Here is a 2,149-nt window from a genome sequence, read left to right on the forward strand (position 1 = left end):
CTCGGGGTGCGTCGAACGGTCGTCGGAGGGGAAGGGGCCATAGAGGCAGCAAACTGCGTTGCGATTGGCCCTGGCTCACTATGTCGTTGATTCGGCCCGGATGAAAATAGCAAATGTAAACTGGGAGCCCGCGCCAGAGTCATGGCATAGCGAAGGCAGGCTCCAGAATCCTGACGTCAAAGGTGCCGCGTTTGGACAGCAGCAAGCGCTTCTTTTAGGCTCCTCGGATCGGAAACCTTCTCAGCAGTCCCGCGTTGCTTCTCACGAGTTTCGTTACCCCCGGAGGTAAAATGCAAGGTTTGAAGCGGTCGCGCTGGACGGAAACCTACGACCTGAACGAGTTTGCGGCAAAGCACGGTTTGACAACCAGGCAGGCCGAAATTGTGATTCAGAGCAATGGTCCATCCAAGTGCAAATGCGACCTGGCAGCCGAGGCATTTAGGGCCGCGCTCAGACAGTGCAGTCACTCGCGCGAAAAAGGTGCGAGAAGATCTGAAGTTCTATCCAGTGAAGCTCGCGTAATCCGGTCGTCAAGCAGTTGCTAAAATTGGAACTAGATCACGCGCTCGTGAGTTTCGGCCAGAGGTGGTCGATCCCTTCAGATGTAGCCGCCTGGTGGCAACCTAAAAAGCCCGTCGCTTACGCTCAATAGCTGCGACGGGCTTTCGTTATTTCCGGCGGGCGAACGCGCGTTAGCCGAGCTTCTGGATGCGCCCCTTATCGAGGCGGAACGCGCCACTGTTGCCGCCCTGGCGCTCGAAATCGCTCTGTAGCTCATCCCATATACCGAGATACTTGCCGCAATCGTCGCACTTGATCGGCGTCGAGGGCTCGGCGTCCTTGGGGAGCCTTAGCCGGATGGTGCCGCAATAGGGGCACTCCAGATGATGGTCCAGATACTCGCCGGGTTGGAGGCCCAGTGACCCATGCCCGTTCCCAGCGCCCATAGCTCCCCTCCACAATGCGGCCGGCGCAAGGGGCCGCCCGGATGCCACAAGGCCAACATACGCGCTTTTGGAAAAGTTACAAACGATGTGGGGGCTATTGCGTCCTCGATGATAAGCCTTCCTGCTTCCCCGGAGCCGCCGCTTACGCTCAGCAGCTGCAGCGAATTTTTCACGGGAACAAAACTCGGCCCAATCGCGTTTGGCGCGACTAGGGGACTTCTCGTATGGCCGAAATCAAGCAAGAGCTTGGCAAGCGAGCACAGGCTCACAAGGAATCTAGGGTGCAATTCCTAATCCGAGAAACCGGCATCACCGAAGCGCAAGCGCGCGAGCTCGTCGAGATAATTGGCAATAATCCGAGCTCGCTGCTTCGCGAGGCGCGGCTCCTCAAGCAGGGCTAGCGCGAACTAACTCTAGGCCAGTTGATGTCAACAGCCAGTTACAATCCACAGGTCACTTGAACGCGTACCTCTTAACACCCCCTATTGGGTGGAAAAAATGGACGGGACAGCCATCGCACAAACAGAAGATTGGTCAGTCGGCGCGTCACGATGCGGCTTAGACATGGGGCCCGGCCTGCGGGGTTTGGGTGACCTGGGGTAGACAGGCCGGGCCATGCCCCCGTTTGGGCAGAGGGGCAAGCGTGGATTATGCATAACTTTCGGCGATTGGCATCAGAATTTTAGGCGTAGCTAATAAAAAGCGGTCGCAGTTCGTGCCCTTTTATGAAATAATCTGCACGCCGCGCAGAAGGGCGGCGCTCATGTCATTGTCGCGTTGCAGTGGCGTCTACGGGCCCGCTGACCTGGACATGCTCCAGCGGGTGTTTAGCCGGTTGTGCGACGAGCGGCGTCTAGCCAAGAAGGATCGCGAACAGCGGGAATATCTGGCTAAAGACGTGTTCCAAGCTTTCGTTGACGGCACAACCGATGAGACGGACCTATGGCGCTCGCTCTCTAAGCGGAGCAGAGCCTAGCGATATCCACCACCGCCGTTAAGCTTATTAGCTGGGGCGGGCTTTTCATTAGCTACCACTAAAAACGTGGATGCCTACCGCTGGAAGGGGGCGCATAATCCCTCTCTGCCCCGCGGCCATCGGGGTAAGAGCCCGGCCTGTGCGCCCTAGGTCCCCTCGATACCTCGGCAGGCCGGGCATCTCTGAGGCGGCCCGTTTGCCGGGCTTATTCGCTTAAGTCCTAGAA

At 58.0% G+C, this 2,149-nt stretch carries 2 protein-coding genes; one reads left to right on the forward strand and one right to left on the reverse strand.

Annotated features, from left to right (window positions below; genetic code table 11):
* Positions 1–692 precede the first annotated feature (692 nt).
* Entirely contained in the window at positions 693–947 is a 255-nt protein-coding gene (locus tag EOA60_RS29990; protein WP_127242323.1) for a hypothetical protein, read from the reverse strand.
* 224 nt (positions 948–1,171) lie between these two features.
* Here EOA60_RS29990 and EOA60_RS37870 point away from each other — a divergent pair, with 224 nt between their 5' ends.
* Positions 1,172–1,348 (forward strand): hypothetical protein, encoded by a 177-nt coding sequence (locus tag EOA60_RS37870; protein WP_164747113.1) that lies wholly within the window; start codon positions 1,172–1,174, stop codon positions 1,346–1,348.
* Positions 1,349–2,149 lie beyond the last annotated feature (801 nt).

It is taken from the genome of Mesorhizobium sp. M1A.F.Ca.IN.020.06.1.1 (assembly GCF_004023265.1).
Classification (GTDB): domain Bacteria; phylum Pseudomonadota; class Alphaproteobacteria; order Rhizobiales; family Rhizobiaceae; genus Mesorhizobium.

Bases quoted from the DNA above. Each gene is read 5' to 3' on its own strand.
- EOA60_RS37870 (WP_164747113.1), top strand. From the start codon at position 1,172: ATGGCCGAAATCAAGCAAGAGCTTGGCAAGCGAGCACAGGCTCACAAG.
- EOA60_RS29990 (WP_127242323.1), bottom strand. From the start codon at position 947: ATGGGCGCTGGGAACGGGCATGGGTCACTGGGCCTCCAACCCGGCGAG.